This window comes from Mesorhizobium sp. CNPSo 4661 (assembly GCF_057784215.1).
The window spans coordinates 15820-34576 of sequence record NZ_JBWGIO010000038.1 but is presented as its reverse complement, the minus strand read 5'-3'; the positions used below and the strand labels follow the sequence as shown (position 1 = coordinate 34576).

15 protein-coding genes are annotated in these 18757 nt (G+C 64.0%); 6 read left to right on the top strand and 9 right to left on the bottom strand.

Going from position 1 to position 18757, the window contains the following annotated elements; genetic code table 11:
• Together AC0YKC_RS32210 and AC0YKC_RS32205 are read left to right on the top strand one after the other, a co-directional pair.
• On the top strand, nt 1-213 hold a 213-nt coding region (locus tag AC0YKC_RS32210; RefSeq protein ID WP_488513981.1), incomplete at its 5' end, for a hypothetical protein.
• Between the two features lie 28 nt (nt 214-241).
• On the top strand, nt 242-994 hold the full coding sequence (locus AC0YKC_RS32205; protein ID WP_488513980.1) for a sulfite exporter TauE/SafE family protein: 753 nt from the start codon (nt 242-244) through the stop codon (nt 992-994).
• Here the strand turns inward: AC0YKC_RS32205 and AC0YKC_RS32200 are convergent.
• Genes AC0YKC_RS32200 through AC0YKC_RS32190 form a run of 3 tightly spaced genes read right to left on the bottom strand, consistent with a single transcriptional unit; the run spans nt 991 to nt 2961 of the window.
• Complete coding sequence (locus AC0YKC_RS32200) at nt 991-1638, bottom strand: MBL fold metallo-hydrolase (protein WP_488513979.1); 648 nt, start codon at nt 1636-1638, stop codon at nt 991-993. The two genes, AC0YKC_RS32205 and AC0YKC_RS32200, sit on opposite strands and share 4 nt — an antisense overlap.
• Nucleotides 1635-1886, bottom strand: coding sequence for a hypothetical protein (locus tag AC0YKC_RS32195; protein WP_488513978.1), 252 nt, complete (start codon nt 1884-1886; stop codon nt 1635-1637). The genes AC0YKC_RS32200 and AC0YKC_RS32195 overlap by 4 nt, the downstream gene beginning before the upstream one ends.
• A 25-nt stretch (nt 1887-1911) precedes the next feature.
• Complete coding sequence (locus AC0YKC_RS32190; protein ID WP_488513977.1) at nt 1912-2961, bottom strand: threonine aldolase family protein; 1050 nt, start codon at nt 2959-2961, stop codon at nt 1912-1914.
• A gap of 490 nt (nt 2962-3451) precedes the next feature.
• Here AC0YKC_RS32190 and gltB point away from each other — a divergent pair, with 490 nt between their 5' ends.
• Nucleotides 3452-8188 carry a glutamate synthase large subunit gene (gene gltB / locus AC0YKC_RS32185; protein ID WP_320293110.1) on the top strand — a complete coding sequence of 1579 codons (4737 nt, stop codon included), beginning with the start codon at nt 3452-3454 and terminating at the stop codon, nt 8186-8188.
• Nucleotides 8189-8385: 197 nt separating this feature from the next.
• Nucleotides 8386-9840, top strand: coding sequence for a glutamate synthase subunit beta (locus AC0YKC_RS32180; RefSeq protein ID WP_320293111.1), 1455 nt, complete (start codon nt 8386-8388; stop codon nt 9838-9840).
• A gap of 68 nt (nt 9841-9908) precedes the next feature.
• Here AC0YKC_RS32180 and AC0YKC_RS32175 read toward each other — a convergent pair whose 3' ends face one another.
• From AC0YKC_RS32175 to AC0YKC_RS32165, 3 genes are all read right to left on the bottom strand, one after another.
• Nucleotides 9909-10316 carry an MAPEG family protein gene (locus tag AC0YKC_RS32175; protein WP_320293112.1) on the bottom strand — a complete coding sequence of 136 codons (408 nt, stop codon included), beginning with the start codon at nt 10314-10316 and terminating at the stop codon, nt 9909-9911.
• 211 nt (nt 10317-10527) lie between these two features.
• Entirely contained in the window at nt 10528-11742 is a 1215-nt protein-coding gene (locus AC0YKC_RS32170) for an SGNH/GDSL hydrolase family protein (protein ID WP_488513976.1), read from the bottom strand.
• A 104-nt stretch (nt 11743-11846) separates the two neighbouring features.
• Nucleotides 11847-13067, bottom strand: a complete 1221-nt coding sequence (locus tag AC0YKC_RS32165) for a lytic murein transglycosylase (RefSeq protein WP_488513975.1) — start codon at nt 13065-13067, stop codon at nt 11847-11849.
• A gap of 256 nt (nt 13068-13323) precedes the next feature.
• Here AC0YKC_RS32165 and galU point away from each other — a divergent pair, with 256 nt between their 5' ends.
• Nucleotides 13324-14229, top strand: a complete 906-nt coding sequence (gene galU, locus AC0YKC_RS32160; RefSeq protein WP_488513974.1) for a UTP--glucose-1-phosphate uridylyltransferase GalU — start codon at nt 13324-13326, stop codon at nt 14227-14229.
• Nucleotides 14230-14287: 58 nt separating this feature from the next.
• Here galU and AC0YKC_RS32155 read toward each other — a convergent pair whose 3' ends face one another.
• On the bottom strand, nt 14288-16090 hold the full coding sequence (locus AC0YKC_RS32155; RefSeq protein WP_488513973.1) for an outer membrane beta-barrel protein: 1803 nt from the start codon (nt 16088-16090) through the stop codon (nt 14288-14290).
• Between the two features lie 160 nt (nt 16091-16250).
• Between AC0YKC_RS32155 and AC0YKC_RS32150 the strand changes: the two genes are divergently transcribed.
• On the top strand, nt 16251-17252 hold the full coding sequence (locus AC0YKC_RS32150) for a KpsF/GutQ family sugar-phosphate isomerase (RefSeq protein ID WP_488513972.1): 1002 nt from the start codon (nt 16251-16253) through the stop codon (nt 17250-17252).
• Nucleotides 17253-17258: 6 nt separating this feature from the next.
• On the opposite strand, the gene AC0YKC_RS32145 is transcribed toward AC0YKC_RS32150, so the two are convergent.
• On the bottom strand, nt 17259-17723 hold the full coding sequence (locus AC0YKC_RS32145; protein ID WP_320293118.1) for an NfeD family protein: 465 nt from the start codon (nt 17721-17723) through the stop codon (nt 17259-17261).
• Between the two features lie 23 nt (nt 17724-17746).
• The gene (locus AC0YKC_RS32140; protein ID WP_488513971.1) at nt 17747-18697 is read right to left on the bottom strand and encodes an SPFH domain-containing protein; all 951 of its coding nucleotides are present in this window, start codon (nt 18695-18697) and stop codon (nt 17747-17749) included.
• Between the last annotated feature and the right edge of the window lie 60 nt (nt 18698-18757).

Below are 18757 nucleotides of genomic sequence, written 5' to 3'. Positions count from 1 at the left end.
TCGATCGATCTTGCGAAGCAGATGATCAGCCGGAACCAGCTGATCCAACGTCACCATCTCAAGCGCGGTCTGTTCGGGGGCGGGTCGCTTCAACATGACCCAGTGAATCAAAAACCCCCGGCTAACGCCAGGGGTTTGTCAGCAGTCTGGCGGCGCCGAGTGGCGCCGCTTTTTTATTGTGCCACCGGCAACGAGCATCTCTGGCTCTTTTGAAGCATGTGGCGTCGGACCATGAAGGGCGATGTCCGATTTCTCCCTGCTGCTGACAGCCACCGTTGCAATCACTTTCCTGCTCGCTGGGATCGTCAAGGGCGTGACCGGTATGGGCCTGCCGACGCTGGCCATGGGATTGCTCGGCACCATTATGCCGCCGGTGACCGCGGCATCGCTGCTCATCGTGCCCTCCTTCATCACCAATGTCTGGCAGCTTTTCGCCGGCCCGAGTTTTTCCGCCATCCTGCGCCGGCTGCGGCTGATGATGGCAGGCATCCTGATCGGCACCACCGCCGGCTCGCGGCTGCTCGCCAGCGACAATGTCAAATGGACGACCGCCGGCCTCGGCGCGGCATTGATCGTCTATGCCGCCTACAGCCTGCTCGCGCGGCAGCCGACGGTGCCGGCACCTGCCGAGCGCTGGTCGTCGCCGGTCGTGGGGTTCCTCACTGGCCTTGTCACCGGCGGCACCGGCGTCTTCGTGGTGCCCGCCGTCCCCTATATCCAGGCACTGGGCTTGAGCCGGGACGATCTGATCCAGGCGCTCGGTCTTTCCTTCACGGTGTCGACGATCGCCCTGGCGCTGGGCCTTGCCTCGCATGGCGCTTTCGAGGCCGGACATCTGGCGATGTCCTCGCTTGCCGTACTGCCGGCCCTGCTCGGCATGTGGCTGGGGCAGGTGCTGCGCCGGAAAATCAGCCCGGCGACTTTCCGCCGCTGGTTCCTGATTTTTCTCATCCTGCTCGGCGTCGAGTTGTTGCTGCGGCCTTTGCTCGCCTAGCTATCGGCTTCCGCCGAGAGAACAGCCTCGACGTTCTGCCGGTGAACGGCTTCGTATGGCGTGAAATATTCCGTCGCCGTCGTGGCGAAAATATCGGCGCCGAAGGTCCTTAGATTCTGCTTCGCCAGGTTGGGGTCTTGCCGGCAGGCAAGCAGCTTTCGGACATAGGCCTCGGTCGCCGCGATGAAGCTTCTGTCATAGCCGCCGGCTTCGATTGCCTCGAAGGAACCATGGTTGGGCAGGATCCGATCGAACTGCCAGCCGGCCATGCGCTCGAGATCGATCAGATGTTCGCTCAAACGCTCCGGTTCCGACACATAGGTGACGGAGTCCTCCAGCGTGTCGCCTGCCAAAAGCAGGCCGGTATTGGGCATCAGCAACACCGTGCCGTCATGGCTGTGGATCTCGACCTGGCGCAGTTCGATCGCGATCTCTCCGACCGTCAGGCTAAGGCTGTCCTCGAAAATCCTGTTGGGCAGCACCAGTGGCTTGATCGGTGGATTGCCGCCCTCGATGTCGGCCAGGCCGCGTTCGAGTGCCGAGGCGGTGAGGCGGTTGGCTATGATCTCGCAATCCTTAAACACCTCGTTGCCGGCGATATGGTCGTCATGCCAGTGGCTGAGCACGACGCGTATCGAGGTCACGCCCATCTCCTCGAGGGTTCGCCGGATGAGGCGGGCATGGGCAGGGAGATGTGCGTGTCATAGACGAGCGCCTGCGATCCATCGACGATCGCATAGGTGCAGATGCCGAGCGTGTAAGCGCCGTCGTCGAGCCAATTCGGCTCGTGCGACCAGATGCGAACGCCATCGACACGGCCATCATAGAAGCCGAGCACATTCGGCGCCGGATGGATCAGCCGCATCGTCGAACCGAGAGAAGGCTTGGTCATCCGGCTGCTCCTGAGTGCTGCGAGCTCAGCCAAGCAACTGGCCGAGACGGTCGATCTCCTGCGTCGTGGTCGCGAAGCTGGCGACGAAGCGGTAGATGGCTTCATTGTCGCCGAGATGCCCGTCAAAACCCTGCGGCACGCCCCATTCGTAGAATTTGGCGCCGGCCGCTTGCAGCTTTTCCGCTGTGGCACGACTGAGGATGGCGAACACCTCGTTGGCCTGCGGCAGCCAGGCGAGCCTGCCGGCCGGCGCATCCTCGATCGTTTCGGCCAGGTGTGCTGCCATCTGATTGGCGTGGCCCGCCATCCTCAACCACAATTCGTCGGTGAAATAGGCCTCGAACTGGGCCGAGATGAAGCGGGCCTTGGAGAAGGTCTGCCCGGCGCGCTGGCGCAACAGACGCGAATCCTTGCCGACATCCGGATTGAGGATCACCACCGCGTCGGCCATCCAGCAGCCATTCTTGGTGCCGCCGAAGGAGATCAGGTCGACGCCGCTCTTCCAGGTCATTTCGGCCGGGCTGACGCCGGTCGCGGCAATCGCATTGGCGAAGCGCGCGCCGTCCATGTGCAGCGGCAGCTTGTGGCGGCGGCTGACCTCGGCGATGGCCTTGACGTCGTCGGCGCTGTAGACCGTGCCGACCTCGGTCGCCTGGGTGACGGTGACCGCCATCGGCTGGCCGGCAGGGGCCAGATCCTGCGAATAGCGCTTGATGGCCCGGTCGAGAGCCTCCGGGTTCATCCGCCCCAGCGGTCCCGGCACCGGCGCCATGCGTGCGCCGCCGGTGTAGAAACCCATCGCGCCGAACTCGTCGACATTCATATGCGCCTCGGAATGGCAAAGCGCGATGCCGCCGATGCGGTTCAACGCGGCCATCGAAAGCGCGTTGGCCGCCGTGCCGGTCGCGACGAAGAAGACCTGCACCTCGCGCTCGAAGATCTCGCTGAAGCGGCGATAGACGGCGCGGTCCAGATCGCCGTCGCCATAGGCGGTCGCGGTGCCGGCGGCGTGGCGCGACAGGTTGGCCGAAATGTCGGGGTGGACGCCCGCCCAGTTGTCGGATGCAAAGAACATCGAGAGGTCCATGTCATGGTTGGCAAAAGCGGCGCGACTTGACTGCTTCGGCGGTTGAAGCGCAAGGGCCAACGCTTCGCAAAGTGGTGAAGCCAGCCGCAGGTCCGGAAGGCCCGGACCAAAGCTTGCGTTTGCGGCGCCTGTCACGAAATTTTGTGTCGCGACGCCGCCAAGTTTTTTGTGAATCGGTCTTGTGTGGTCGCCGGATTTCTGCCATAAAAAATTTAGGACAGTAGTGCTGTCTTATTTTGTCGCACAAAACAGGCTGGACTGGCGTATCATTGCTGCCATTCCGGCCATTGTCGCGAGCGGCGGGTAGACGGCCCGGCTCTGGCCTGTACGATACCGGATGCGAACCGGGCGTATAGCCGTATGGTTCGATGGATTTCGCAAGACGTGCAGCAGGATGAAGGGGAAGCATTCTCGCTTCCCGAGGCAAACCAGCGCCCTGAAACGGTCGGGGCTAAGGTGGAGAACGGAGGATAGGACGATGACGGAACTGACGCTATCTGCGATCAACGGCCAGGCCGCGCAGACGAAAGCGACAGCCGTTAAAAATACCGTCCTGACCAAAGAACTGCGAACTGCCAACGGCATGGCAGCGCAGGGCCTCTATGATCCGCGCAACGAGCATGACGCCTGCGGCGTCGGCTTCATCGCCAACATGAAGGGCGTGAAGTCGCACCAGATCGTCGAGGACGGTCTGGCGATGCTGGAAAACCTCACCCATCGCGGCGCCGTCGGCGCCGATCCGCTGGTCGGCGACGGCGCCGGCGTGCTGGTGCAGATCCCGGACGGCTTCTTCCGTGAGGAAATGGCCGCCAAGGGCGTCGAACTGCCGCCGGCAGGCCAATACGGCGTCGGTCACTGGTTCATGCCGCAGGACGCAGCGCTGCGCGCCCATATCGAAGAGATCATCGCCGAATCGGCGCAGTCGGAAGGCCTGCCGCTCATCGGTTTCCGCGACGTGCCGGTCGACAATTCGTCGCTGTCGAAGGCGCCGGGCATCGTCGCGTCGGAGCCGTTTCATCGGCAGGTGTTCATCGGCCGCACCGCCGACATTCCGGACGACGAAGAGTACGAGGCGCGGCTTTATCTGCTGCGCAAGGTGATCTCGGGCCGCATCTACGCCGAGAACGACAACAAGGACATCGGTGCCTATTGCGTGTCGCTGTCGGCGCGCACCGTCGTCTACAAGGGCATGTTCCTGGCCTACCAGGTCGGCGCCTATTACAAGGACCTCAAGGACCCGCGCTTCGAAACGGCGCTGATCCTCGTCCACCAGCGCTTCTCGACCAATACCTTCCCGTCGTGGAAGCTGGCGCATCCCTACCGCATGGTCGCGCATAATGGCGAGATCAATACCGTGCGCGGCAACAACAACTGGATGGCGGCGCGCCAGGCCTCGGTCGATTCCGAGCTGTTCGGCAACAACATCTCGAAGCTCTGGCCGATCTCCTATGAGGGACAGTCGGACACGGCGTGCTTCGACAACGCGCTCGAGTTCCTGTTCCAGGGCGGCTATTCGCTCAGCCACGCCATGATGATGCTGATCCCGGAAGCCTGGGCCGGCAACAAGCTCATGGACGCCGACCGCAAGGCTTTCTACGAGTACCACGCGGCGCTCATGGAGCCGTGGGACGGACCGGCGGCGGTGGTCTTCACCGACGGCCGCCAGATCGGCGCGACGCTCGACCGCAACGGCCTGCGCCCGGCTCGCTACATCGTCACCGATGACGACCGCGTCATCATGGCTTCGGAAGCCGGCGTGCTGCCGGTGCCGGAGGAAAAGATCGTGCAGAAGTGGCGGCTGCAGCCCGGCCGCATGCTGCTCATCGATCTCGCCAAGGGCCGCATCGTCTCCGATGAGGAGATCAAGTCGGAGATCGCGACCAGGCACCCCTACAAGACCTGGCTCGCCAATACGCAGCTCATCCTCGAAGACCTGAAGCCGGTCGAGCCGCGCGCGCTGCGCAAGGATGTCAGCCTGCTCGATCGCCAGCAGTCCTTCGGCTACACGCAGGAAGACACCAAGCTTCTGATGGCGCCGATGGCCACCACCGGCCAGGAAGCGGTCGGCTCGATGGGCACCGACACGCCGATCTCGGCGATGTCGGACAAGTCGAAGCTGCTCTACACCTATTTCAAGCAAAACTTCGCCCAGGTCACCAACCCGCCGATCGACCCGATCCGCGAGGAGCTGGTGATGAGCCTGGTGTCGTTCATCGGGCCGCGGCCGAACATCTTCGACCTGGTCGGCACGTCGCGCCGCAAGCGGCTCGAAGTGCGCCAGCCGATCCTGACCAATGGCGATTTGGAGAAGATCCGCTCCATCGGCCATACCGAGGACCGGTTCGACACCAAGACGATCGACATCACCTACGGCTCGAACGAAGGCGCGGCCGGCATGCAGGGCGCCATCGACCGGCTCTGCGAGCGGGCCGAGGCGGCGGTCGCCGGCGGCTATAACATCATCATCCTATCCGACCGCCAGGTCGGGCCGGACCGCATTGCCATTCCGTCGCTGCTGGCCACCGCCGCCGTGCACCATCACCTGATCCGCAAGGGCCTGCGCACCTCGGTCGGGCTTGTGGTGGAATCCGGCGAGCCGCGCGAAGTGCATCACTTCTGTTGCCTGGCCGGCTACGGCGCCGAGGCGATCAATCCCTATCTCGCCTTCGACACGCTGCTCGACATGCACAAGCGTGGCGAGCTGCCGGAAGAAGTCGACGAATACGAGGTGGTCTCGCGCTACATCAAGTCGATCGGCAAGGGCATCCTCAAGGTGATGTCCAAGATGGGCATCTCGACCTACCAGTCCTATTGCGGCGCGCAGATCTTCGACGCCATCGGGCTGAAGTCGGACTTCGTGCAGCAGTATTTCACTGGCACCGCGACGCTGATCGAAGGCGTCGGCCTGGACGAGATCGCCACCGAGACGCTCAGCCGCCACAGCGATGCCTTCGGCAGCGATCCGGTGCTGCGCAACAACCTCGAGGTCGGCGGCGAATACATGTTCCGCATGCGCGGCGAGGCGCATATGTGGTCGCCCGACGCGGTGGCCAGCCTGCAGCACGCGGTGCGGCAGGGCTCGTGGGACACGTTCAAGGACTATTCGGCGCAGATCGACAGCGCGACCGCGCGCGCCCAGACCATCCGCGGCCTGTTCAAGATCAAGCTGGCGGACGAGACCGGGCGCAAGAAGGTTTCGATCGACGAGGTCATGCCGGCGGCCGAGATCGTCAAGCGTTTCTCGACCGGGGCGATGTCGTTCGGCTCGATTTCGCGGGAGGCGCATACCACGCTGGCGCGCGCCATGAACGCCATCGGCGGCAAGTCCAACACCGGCGAGGGCGGCGAAGAGGCCGACCGCTATCTGCCGCTGCCCGGCGGCGGCAAGAATCCGGAACGCTCGGCGATCAAGCAGGTCGCCTCGGGGCGCTTCGGCGTGACGGCGGAGTACCTCGTCAATTCCGATATGATGCAGATCAAGGTGGCGCAGGGCGCCAAGCCCGGCGAGGGCGGTCAGCTGCCCGGGCACAAGGTCGATGCGACCATCGCCAAGGTCAGGCACTCGACGCCCGGCGTCGGCCTGATCTCGCCGCCGCCGCATCACGACATCTATTCGATCGAGGATCTGGCGCAGCTGATCTACGACCTGAAGAACGTCAATCCGGCGGCCGACGTCTCGGTCAAGCTGGTGTCGGAAGTCGGCGTCGGCACGGTCGCGGCGGGTGTCGCCAAGGCGCGCGCCGACCACATCACCATCTCCGGCTATGACGGCGGCACCGGCGCTTCGCCGCTGACCTCGCTCAAGCATGCCGGCAGTCCGTGGGAAATGGGCCTCGCCGAAACGCACCAGACGCTGGTGCTCAATGGCTTGCGCTCCCGCGTCGCGCTGCAGGTCGATGGCGGCCTGCGCACCGGGCGCGACGTCATCATCGGCGCGCTGCTCGGCGCCGACGAGTTCGGCTTCTCGACCGCGCCGCTGATCGCGGCCGGCTGCATCATGATGCGCAAGTGCCACCTCAACACCTGCCCGGTGGGCGTGGCGACGCAGGACCCGGTGCTGCGCAAGCGCTTCAAGGGCACGCCCGAGCATGTCATCAACTTCTTCTTCTACGTGGCGGAAGAGGTGCGGGCGCTGCTCGCCGAAATGGGCTACACCCATCTCGACCAGATCATCGGCGACAGCGATCTTCTGGAAAAGCGCGACGTCATCCAGCACTGGAAGGCGCGCGGGCTCGACTTCTCGAAGATGTTCTTCAAGCCCGATGCGCCGCATGAGGCGCTGCACTGGACCGAGCGGCAGAAGCATCCGATCGACGACGTACTCGACCGCAAGCTGATCGAGCTGGCCAAGCCTGCGCTGGAAGCCAAGCAGCCCGTCACCATCGAGCTGCCGATCCGCAATGTCGACCGCTCGGCGGGCGCGATGCTGTCGGGCGAAGTTGCCAAGCGCTTCAAGCACAAGGGGCTGCGCGACGATACGATCACCGTCAAGCTCACCGGCACGGCGGGGCAGTCCTTCGGCGCCTTCCTGGCGCGCGGCGTTTCCTTTGATCTGGTCGGCGCCGGCAACGACTATGTCGGCAAGGGCCTGTCGGGCGGCCGCCTCGTCATCCGCCCGCCGGAAGAGGCTAGAATCGTCGCGGCTGAATCGATCATCGTCGGCAACACGGTGCTCTATGGCGCCACCGAGGGCGAGGCCTATTTCGCCGGCGTCGCCGGCGAGCGCTTCGCGGTGCGCAACTCCGGCGTCGTCACCGTCGTCGAAGGCGTCGGCGACCACGGCTGCGAATACATGACCGGCGGCATCGTCGTCGTCATCGGCAAGACCGGGCGCAACTTCGCCGCCGGCATGTCGGGCGGCGTCGCCTATGTGCTGGACGAGAAGGGCGATTTCGCCGAACGCTGCAACATGGCGATGGTCGAACTCGAGCCGGTCCCGGAAGAGGACGACCTGATGGAAAAACTGCTCCATCACGGCGGCGACCTCGACCACAAGGGCCGCGTCGACGTCTCCGGCGACATGACCAGCCATGACGAGGAACGGCTCTACCAGCTGATCTCGAACCACGTGCATTTCACCGGTTCGGTGCGCGGCCGCGAGATCCTCGACGACTGGCAGAATTTTAGGCCGAAATTCCGAAAAATCATGCCGGTGGAATACCGCCGCGCGCTGATCGAGATGGAACGCATGCGCATGAGCGTGGCGGCGGAATAGTTTCGGGCATGGCCGGGAAGACGACTTCCCGGCCGGCATCCTCACCAACAATCCTGACCCCGAGAGCATGACCCCGAAAAGTGGGAACCGGTTTTCGGCGAAGGTCATGCTCCAACAAGGTGCGGTTGCCATGGCAGCCTTAAGGGGTTAACGGGTGCGCGACAAAAAGCGTGCCTTCGGACAGCAGGGACTGGACTATGGGCAAGGTAACAGGCTTTCTCGAGATCGACCGGCAGGTGCACAAGTACCAGCCTGCCTCGGACCGCATCCGGCATTTCCGCGAATTCACGCTGCCGATGTCGGACAAGGAGGTCGAGAAACAGGCTGCGCGCTGCATGGATTGCGGCATTCCGTTCTGCCACGGGCCGACCGGCTGTCCGATCCACAATCAGATCCCCGATTGGAACGACCTCGTCTACAATGGCGACTGGGACAATGCGATCCGCAACCTGCATTCGACCAACAATTTCCCGGAATTCACCGGCCGCATCTGCCCGGCGCCTTGCGAGGAAGCCTGCACGCTGAACCTCGAGGACATCCCGGTCGCCATCAAGACGGTCGAGCAGGCGATCGCCGACAAGGCCTACGAAACCGGCCATATCCGGCCCTATCCGCCGGAGCGGAAGACCGGCAAGCGGGTCGCCGTCATCGGCTCCGGTCCGGCCGGCATGGCGGCGGCGCAGCAGCTCGGTCGCGCCGGCCACGACGTGCATGTCTATGAGCGCGAAAGCCGTCCCGGCGGACTGATGCGCTACGGCATTCCGGACTTCAAGATCGAGAAGCACTATATCGACCGGCGCATCGAGCAGATGCAGGGCGAGGGGGTGACCTTCCATTGCGGCGTCAATGTCGGCGTCGACATGAAGGTGACCGACCTGCTCGCCGAATTCGACGCCGTGCTCTATTGCGGCGGTTCGGAAACCCCGCGTCCGGCCGGCATTCCGGGCAGCGACCTCAGCGGCGTCTATGACGCCATGCCTTACCTGGTGCAGCAGAACCGCCGCGTCGGCGGCGAGCCGATCCAGTCGGTGGCGTGGCCCTCGCACCCGATCATCGCCGGCGGCCAGCATGTCGTCGTCGTCGGCGGCGGCGATACCGCGTCCGACTGCATCGGCACCGCCTTTCGCCAGGGCGCGGTGCGCGTGACCCAGCTCGACATCCGTCCGCAGCCGCCGGAGAAGGAAGACAAGCTCTCGGTATGGCCCTATTGGGCGACCAAGATGCGCACGTCCTCCTCTCAGGCCGAGGGCGCCGAGCGCGAGTTCCAGGTGGCGACGCTAGAGTTCATCGGCGAGGAAGGCCAGCTGACCGGTGTGCGCTGCTGCGAGGTCGATGACAGGCGCAAGCCGATCGCCGGCACCGAGTTCGTCATCCGCGCCGATCTCGCCTTCATCGCCATCGGCTTCGCCGGCCCGGCGAGCGACAGCCTGATGAAGGAGCTCGACGGCGAGATCAAGGTCGTCACCGACAGCCGCCGCTCGAACAATGTCGAGGCCAACGACCGCGACTACAGGACCAGCGTCGACAAGCTCTATGCCGCTGGCGACGTGCGCCGCGGCCAGTCGCTGGTGGTCTGGGCGATTCGCGAGGGCCGCCAGGCGGCGCGCTCGATCGACGAGGCGCTGATGGGATCGACGGTGCTGCCGCGCTGAAGCGGCGATTTGCGGCTAACGAACCGCAACCTTGGTGACTCAGCGTTTCCATGAAACGGTGAGACGCCTTAGCTGGTCAGCAGCTCTATCGCCCAATAGAGGCCGACGGCCATCTGGACCGCAAACGCCGAAAATCGAGCCTTGACGGCGGCCGGACTTGTCGACGTCAAATGAATGGCCGACTGCACCAGCCGCGCGCCGAGAAACCAATATGCGAGCGGGTCGGTAATCGAGGCGCGCGCACTCATCATGGCCAGGGCCATGAGACCTCCGAATATGGGAAGGCCTTCGATGCAATTGGCGTGGGCGCGCGCCAGCCGCTGCAAGAAGGGCGAAAGACCGGCGTTGTCCGGCGCGAATCCATTTGCCGGAACGCGGCCGCTCACCACAAGATACGTGCGCAGGATTTCCATCCATATGAGCAGTAAGAGGGTCCAAGTCACGAACCCAAGCAAGGCATAGCCTGTTGCCGACATATTCGTCCCCCGACTTTGACTTCGGCCAAAATCCAATAATGCCATTGTTCGGCTAGGCGCGAAATTGCCGCTGGAGTGGTTCACCGTTTCATGAAAACGGCGAACGGCCCTATCCTTTTGTTTTTACGCAATTCCGGACGGAAGGCTACGGCGAAGTCGCCGAGCCCAACCGCTCACACTTTTCCTGAATTGCTCCACGCAGGAACGTCGGTCAAGGAGTTGCCGGCGTCGCGCCAGACTCGACAGCCGCCGTCGCCGGCGGCTTAGGCGGCCAGGAAAAATCGTCGGCGCGGCCGGGCGAGGCGGCCGCCGCCTTGCCTTCGACGACCAGTTTTTCACCCGGCAGGTTCGGATCGGCTCTGGCTGGCTGCGCGGCGCCGAGCAGTTCGGTGCCGCCGTCGAGCGACGGGTCGCCGAGCAGCATCGGCGCGGTGCGGTCGACGATGACGGGTGCGGCGGCCGGCTTCGGCGCCTCGACCGGAGCGCCGGCGGGCGCCGACACGGTGGTGACGCTTCCCGGCGCCGCCAGGCCGAGGATCTTGGCCAACGGCTTTTCCGTGTAGAAGGCGAGTTTGCGCTTGCCGGCCTTGGTGACGTTGATGCCGTCGTCGGAACGCAGGCGAACCGGCTGGCCGTTGATGTCCGGGCCGGAGGTGACGAACGCGCCGTTCTCATCGACGAAGCCGTCCCATACGTCGACAAATTCGCCGCCATGGCTTTGAGCGACCGAATGGTAGATGTCGTTGAAGGCGAGCATGTCGGAGTTCATCTTCGACACACCGAAAGCCGGCATGCCGACCCACAGGAATGGCACCTTGGCGTCCTGTATAGCCTTGCCGAGCGCATCGGTGCGGCGCTCATATTCCTTGGTCCAGTTCTCCGAGCGCGGCTGCTCGCGCACGTCGCCGACCTTCATCTGCTGCCGGTCGTTGGAACCCAGCATGACGATCACCGCCGCCGGTTTTTCGCTTTCGATCAGCGATTTTATCTGGGCTGGCCAATTGTAGACATCGTCACGAACGAAGCCGGACGAGCCGTTGGCGCGGGAAACGATCCTGACGGCAGGGTTGTCGGCAAAGGCCGTGTCCAGGCCCTCCGCCAGCCCGCTCGCCAGAAAATCGCCGACCACCAGGACGGTCCGGGCGTCGTTCGTCTTCTCGACGATCGGCGTTTCCGGCTCGGCCGGCGGGCGCGGCTTGGGTTTCTTCTTCGGCTTCGGCCTGGCTTTCTGGATTTCGATCGGTGGCTCGACGCGTTCGCTGCGACGCGGGAACAAGAGGTCACGCAGCGACCAGCCGCGGCTTTCCTCCTGCGCGAATGCCGGAGCATGGAAGGCACCCGCGGCGGTGACGACAAGCACGGCAAGGGCGAGAATCAGGATCGGCGCCCGGCGAATGCCCTGCCTGATACGCGCGACCGAAACCAAACACCTCTCCATCCCTTGGCGCGTGGCTCAAACGCCACGCGCAGGTATGAAGCGCTACAGCGTCCGTGCCGCCTTTGAACGGACGCCTGGCGCTTCCGCGGGTTCTACTTTTTTCGGAGCCATTTGAGCACTTCCATGCTCGGATAGCCATCCTGGTTCAGGCCGACCTTGGCCTGGTAGGCCATGATCGCGGCTTTCGAGCCGTCGCCGATCTTGCCGTCGAACTTGCCGTCATAATAGCCATGCTCTGAAAGCCGCTTCTGCAGCTCCTGCCGCTCCTCGAAGCTGAGCTTGGTGAAAGGCCGCTGCCAGTCCTGCACCAGGCCGGTGCCGCCGGCGATCTCGTCGGCCAGAAGGCCGACGGCCAAAGCGTATTTGTCGGCATTGTTGTAAGCCTTGATGACCGAGAAATTCCTGATCATCAGGAAGGCTGGGCCGCCTCGGCCGTCCGGCACTTTCAGCGTCGCCTTGTCGGTCAGGTTCTTGAACGGCTTGCCGTTGGCCCTGGCGACGCCGAGCGACTGCCATTGGGCGATCGTCTTTGCTCCGCCGGGCAGCTTGCCGGCTGGTATGGTCACTTCATAGCCCCAGGTCTTGCCAGCCTGCCAGCCGTTCTTCTTGAGAAGATTGGCGGAGGTCGCCAGCGCGTCGGGGATCGAATTCCAGATGTCACGCTTGCCGTTGCCGTCCATGTCCACCGCGTAGCGCTGATAGCTGGTCGGAATGAACTGGGTCTGGCCCATGGCGCCGGCCCAAGAGCCCATCAGATGGCTCTCGTCGATGTCGCCGGTCTGCAGGATCTTCAAGGCAGCGATCAACTGGGTGCGGGCATATTTCGAGCGCTTCGCGTCGCCATAGGCCAGCGTGGAAAGCGAACGGATGACGTTGCGCATGATGTCGTCGCGCTTGAGGATCTCGCCATAGTTCGTTTCCATCGACCAGATGGCCAGAAGGATGTTGCGGTCGACACCGAACCGCGCCTCGATGCGATCGAGCCACGGCTTCCATTTCTTCGCCATCGCCTGGCCGTTGGCCACCGACTGGTCATGCACGCGGTTGTCGAAATAGTCCCAGGCGGGCGCGCTGAACTCCGGCTGGGTACGGGCCTTTTCCAGCACGACCGGGTCGGGCTCGATGCCTCGCATAGCCTGGTCGTAGATGGCGCCCGAAACACCGCCCGCGACCGCCGTGGCGCGGAAGCCGGCGACCCACTGGCGGAACCCGGCATCGGCGAAAGCGCGTCCGGCAGGCATCAGCAAGGCCAGCGTGAGGCCGGCGGCGGTCGCCAGTGCCGTCAGGCGCCTTGCGGTGTTGCGAACGGACATCATTTCCTCCTTCGTCAGATCAGGAAGGATCATTCAACGCCGAACCGGGTTAGTATTTAGTTTACCATAGGTGCCGCCGGGAACGAAAATAAGGGATCGGGGCTTTAGTTCTACGTTCACCGCTCGCTCGTTAATCCAGCATTCCGGCGTGAAAATGAATTCCAGCGTGAAAATGGAATTCCGGCATGAAAATCTCGGGGGGGATTGCGGAGCGCGTCGCCGAGCGGATAATTGGCCGAAACGCAGGGGTGTCAGCATGAAGCGCGTTCGCAAGGCAGTTTTTCCGGTCGCCGGCCTCGGCACGCGGTTCCTTCCGGCCACCAAGGCCATCCCGAAGGAAATGCTGACCGTCGTCGACCGGCCGGTCATCCAATATGTGGTCGACGAGGCGCGCGAGGCCGGCATCGAGCATTTCATCTTCGTGACCGGGCGCAACAAGGCGGTCATCGAGGACCATTTCGACGTCCAGTTCGAGCTCTATGACACGCTCGCCCAGCGCGGCAAGGATGACCAGCTCGCCCGCCTGCAGCGGCTGCAACCCGCGCCGGGACAGACCAGCTTCACGCGCCAGCAGGTGCCGATGGGCCTCGGCCACGCCGTCTGGTGCGCCCGCGAGCTGGTTGGCGACGAGCCGTTCGCGCTGCTTTTGCCGGACATGATCATGCAGTCGGAAAAGAGCTGCATGAAGGACATGGTCGAGCTCTATGCCGAGACCGGCAACAACATCATCGCCGTGCAGGAATGCGACCCGGCGGAGGCGCATAAATACGGCATTGTCGGCCGCGGCGAGGACACACATCACGGCTTCCGCATCACCCAAATGGTCGAGAAGCCGAAGCAGGGCACCGCGCCGTCCAACCTCTTCATCAACGGCCGCTACATCCTGCAGCCGGAAATCTTCGGCATCCTGGAAAGCCAGGAACGCGGCGCCGGCAACGAGATCCAGCTGACCGACGCGATGCTGAAGCTGGAGAAAAAGCAGCCCTTCTACGGCTATCACTACAAGGGGCGCACTTTTGATTGCGGCTCGCCGGAAGGTTTCGTCGAGGCCAATGTCGCCTTCGCGCTCTGGCGCAGCGACATGAACGGGAGCATGGCCGGCGTCATCCGCACGCTGCTGGATGAAGTGCGGCCGGTGGAGCGCCGCGGCGCGGCTTCTTAGGTTGCTGCCAAGGCCAACCGTGCTTCGTCATCAATTCTTCGGAGTTGACGACGAGGCGTCAGCGCTGGACCTTCAGGCCGAGATAGACGCTGTTGGCCGTGTAGTCGCGTCCAGGCAGGTTGCTGGTCAGCTTCTCCGTCCTCACCCTGGTGGTGAGCCCGGCATAGCGGTTCAGCCACCAGGTCAGCCCGGCCTCGGCGCTCAGGATCATGTCGTGGCCGTCGGAGCCGGTGTAATCGCGCCAGTCGAGGCCCAGCGCCGAGTTCAACGTCAGATTGGCGCGGATCTGGCGCTCGCCGGTCAGGCGGCCGGAGTAGAGGATATCGCCGCTCTCGCCGGCAGTTGTGGTCGTCTCGACATTGGTCTTGCCGGTGAGCCCGATCGTGGTGCCGCGCTCGGGCGACCATTTGAGGTCGGCATTGATGGACGGCCCGGCGATTGCCGGGAGGCGGCTGTCGTCGATCGCCTCGCGTAACCAGCCGACGGAGAATTCGCCCGAAAGTTTCTCGCCCATATCGAGCTCGACGCCGGCGCGCGCTCCGAGCCGCTTCGAGGAGCGGGCGAAATCGTCGGTGTCGAGACGCTGATCATAGACCCTGCGGCCGACCTCGACTTCCGTGAAGGGCGTCAGCGCCGGCGAAATCTCGTAACCGGTGCGGAGCGTGGCGGTGTAGAGCGTATTGTCGCGATCCTTCTGCGAGACCGTGGTGCCGTCCGAAAGATCGGCGTCACCGTAAAAATCGTGCGAGACCGCGCCGGTCAGCGCGTAACGCATCTTGCCGACGCTCTTTTCGAGACCGAGGCTGCCGTCCACGGTCTGGCGCAGCGGCTGCGAGGTGACGCCGGCGATCGCATCCGGAGAGGAGGCCGATTCGGGTGCCGCTTCATAGCCGAGTTTGGCGATGGCGCGCAGCTCGTTGTCGAGATCGACATTGAGCTGACCTTCGATACGGCCCTGCGCATCGTTGATCTTTTCGCCCGAGACGCTGTTGCGGAACTGGCCATAGCCGGTGATCAGGGCTGAATTCTCGCGCCAATCGGAGGTCGCGGTGAAGCGCAGCGCCGTCTCGGACAGAACCGCCGATTTGCCGGCGCTGCTGGAATCGGCGTTGGAGGTCGCCGTGAAGCCTTGCTCGAGCGTCGGCCGGAAGACAAAGGTGCCGACCTTGACGCCCGGCGCGGCAAAGGGATCGTCCTCCGGCTTGACCTTCTGGCCTTCGATTGAGGCGGTGCGCTCCTGGCCCGGGTCGAGCTTCTGCTTGTCGACGCTGTCGATGGTGACGGCGCGGCGGTTGCTGCCGTCATCGTCGGTCGCTGCAGCATCAGTCTGATTGCCGGTGGCGGCGATGGTGGCGGTGGTCGTGCCGTCGGTGGCATCGCCGGACTTCTTCTTGGCCTTCTTCTTGTCGGCGGTCTTGGTGTTCGACTTGGTGCCGGCCTTGGCGTCCTGAGCACGCTGGCTAGCCGTCGAGGGCCGTCGTGGTTTTGCCGGCTTCTTCGTGGCGGCCAATGGATCGTCTTTTGCCTGCGGCTGGTCGAAGATGCTGTCCGTCGCGCCCGCCGTCTGATCGTCATCGGGAACGGCGCCGGGGCTCGACGGCTGGTAGGTCGTCGATGTGGTATTCTGGGCGGCAGCGGCCGCGGGCGCGTTCTGATCCTGCGACCCTTGCGCCCTCAATTGCCTGGCCTTGCGCTGCTGGTCGGCGAGTATGGCCGATTCGGAGACCTCGCCGCGCAGCTCGGTTTCCTGCGAAAATGCCGGCGCGGGACGCAGCAAGGTAAGCGCGCTTGCCGTCAGCAGCAGTGCTGCAATGGCAATGCCCTTCCGACCTATTTTCGTTTCAGACTGGCCCCCGGACATCGTCACCACTGCTTGCGCGGCGCGGTTGCGCCATACTTACCGAACCGTAAATGCGGATGGTTAACGGAGGGTTGAGACGGCCGCCCTGGAGCCGCCCGGAACGGCAGGTCGCGGCAATTCTGTTGGACAGGGGCGCGGCAAAGCGCTAATCGCTTGCGCCATGCATGCGGGGTCCCCAGAAAGAGAGCAGCCGGACAGGCAGGCTGCGATCGAATCGGCGCTGAGAACGATAGCGACGGAGCAGGCCGGTGTGGCCGCCCTGGCCGCCGCGCTCGCGAACGGGCTGTCCGAGGCTTTTGCCGCCGCGATCGACCTGATCTCTCGGATCGAGGGCCGCGTCATCGTCACCGGCGTCGGCAAGAGCGGCCATATAGGCTCCAAGATCGCCGCCACGCTTGCCTCGACCGGCACGCCAGCCTTTTTCGTCCACTCGGCGGAGGCCAATCACGGCGATCTCGGCATGATTGGCCACGACGACGCCATCATCGCCATGTCATGGTCCGGGGAAACCAAGGAACTGATGGGCATCGTCGCCTATTCCAGGCGTTTTTCCATCCCGCTGATTGCCATCACCTCCGGCGAAACCTCCGCTCTGGCCCGTGCCGCCGACGTGGTGCTGCTGCTGCCGACCGTGCCGGAGGCTTGTCCGCACGGGCTGGCGCCGACCACGTCGACGCTGCTTCAACTCGTCATGGGCGATGCGCTGGCGATCGCGCTGCTCGAGGCGCGCGGCTTCACGCCGGACCATTTCCGCACCTTCCACCCGGGCGGGCAACTCGGCGCCAACCTGACCCAACTGCGCGAAATCATGCATGTCGGCGAAAGGCTGCCACTGGTGCCGTCGGGCACCGGCATGCGCGAGGCGATCCTGGAGCTGTCGCAAAAGGGTTTTGGCTGCGTGGCAATCACCGGCACCGACGGCGCGCTGGTCGGCATCATCACCGACGGCGACATCCGTCGCCACATCGCCAGCGACCTTCTTTCCATGAGCGTCGATCAGGTGATGACCAAGAAGCCGAAGACGGCAAGTCCGAACACGCTGGTGGCGACGGCGTTGCAGACGATCAACACCTCCGCCATCACCAGCCTGATGGTGGTTGAGAGCGGGCGCCCGGTCGGGCTCGTCCATCTGCATGACTTGCTGCGCATCGGCGCAGCCTGAGAAAGATCAGACGGCCTCTACAGTCAATTCCAGGTCGGTATCGGCGGCGCTGACGACCCGCACTTGCGTGCCGGCCGGAAGATCCGGGCCGGAGACCCGCCACAGCGTGTCGCCGAGCTTGATGCGGCCGCGGCCGTTCTTGATCGGCTCGGCCAGCGTCGCCAGCTTGCCGACCATCTGCGCGCCGCGCCGGTTGAGCAGCGGCTGGTCGACATCGCCGTGGCGGCCGGCCATCAGCTTCTTGCCGACGAAAGCCGAGATCAGCGACAAGACCAGGAAGGCCAGGACCTGGATCTGCCAGGTCCAGAAAGCCGCGTCCCAGATCGCCAGCGACACGGCGCCGACGATGAGCGCGGCGATGCCGATCCACAGCATGAAGACGCCCGGCGCAACGATCTCCATCACCAGGAGCACGAAGCCCAGAACCATCCAGTTCCACGGGCCGAGTTCGGAAACGATACGGTCTATCATAATGCCCACCTATGCCGCAGACATCAGTTGTCGTTCGGGCGAACCACCGGCGGGCGCGCCGTCTGCCGTTGCGTGCCGGTGGTGCCGTCGTTCTTGAACACTTCCTTGGCGATCTCGCCGATGCCACCCAGCGTGCCGATGAGCGACGAGGCCTCCAGCGGCATCAGCACGATCTTGCTGTTCGTAGCCGAGCCGATCCTGGTCAGCGCCTCGGTGTATTTCTGGGCGATGAAGTAGTTGAGCGCCTGGACGTCGCCCTTGGCGATGGCTTCCGACACGACCTGCGTCGCCTTGGCCTCCGCTTCGGCGGAGCGCTCGCGCGCCTCGGCGTCGCGGAAAGCTGCTTCCCTGCGGCCCTCGGCCTCGAGGATCTGCGACTGCTTGAGGCCTTCGGCGGCCAGGATCTGGGCGCGCTTGTTGCGTTCGGCGGTCATCTGCCGGCCCATCGATTCGATAAGGTTGGCCGGCGGGTTGATGTCCTTGATCTCGACGCGGGTGATCTTGATGCCCCAGGGATGCGCCGCCTCGTCGACGACGCGCAGCAAGCGCTCGTTGATCGCGTCGCGGTTGGAGAGAAGTTCATCGAGGTCCATCGAGCCCATGACGGTACGGATGTTGGTCATGGTGAGGTTGAGGATGGCGTTCTGCAGTCCGGCCACCTGATAAGCGGCCTGCGCGGCATTGAGGATCTGGTAGAAGGCGATGCCGTCGACACCGACGATGGCGTTGTCGCGGGTGATGATCTCCTGCGTCGGCACATCGAGCACCTGCTCCATCATGTTCATCTTGGCGCCGACGCGCTCGAAGATGGGGTTGATGATGTTCAGGCCAGGCGTCAGCGTCTTGGTGTACCGGCCGAAGCGCTCCACCGTGTAATTATAACCTTGCGGCACCGTCTTGATGCCTTTGAAAAGAAGGATGATGACCAGGAAGACAAGAACAATGATGGCAATATCGAAACCGCTAAAGCCCATTTCGTTTCTCCCTCAAAAGGCGGCGACCTCACGAAATCACTTAAGTGTGTTTCCGCAGCG